Below are 465 nucleotides of genomic sequence, written 5' to 3' on the forward strand. Positions count from 1 at the left end.
GCTCCGGTTATATCGGGCTGCCCGCGCCCGGCTGCGACGTGAAGCTCGCGCCGAGCGGCGGCAAGCTCGAGCTGCGCTTCAAGGGGCCGAACGTGATGCGCGGTTACTGGCATGCCGAGGTCGATCCGCGCGAGGTGTTCGACGAGGAAGGTTATTACCGCAGCGGCGACGCGGCGGTGTTCGCCGATCCCGATCGGCCCGAACTCGGGCTGCAGTTCGACGGGCGGCTGACCGAGGATTTCAAGCTGAGCAGCGGCACCTTCGTCAGCGTCGGGCCGTTGCGCGCGAGGGCCGTGTCGAGCGGCGCGCCCTATGTGCAGGATGTGGTCGTGACCGGAATCAATCGCGACGATATCGGCCTGCTGGTGTTTCCGCGCCTCGATGCCTGCCGGGCGCTGGCCGAGCTCGCCGCCGACGCGCCGGCCGCCGAGGGGCGGCGCGCGCCGGCCGTGCGCGGGACCTTCG

1 pseudogene is annotated in these 465 nt (G+C 71.0%); it reads left to right on the top strand.

The annotated features are described in order from the left end of the window. Positions 1–465, top strand: a pseudogene (locus FQ705_RS01105) (AMP-binding protein); the annotation flags it as partial.

This window comes from Paraburkholderia sp. BCC1884 (genome assembly GCF_900996225.1).
Classification (GTDB): domain Bacteria; phylum Pseudomonadota; class Gammaproteobacteria; order Burkholderiales; family Burkholderiaceae; genus Paraburkholderia.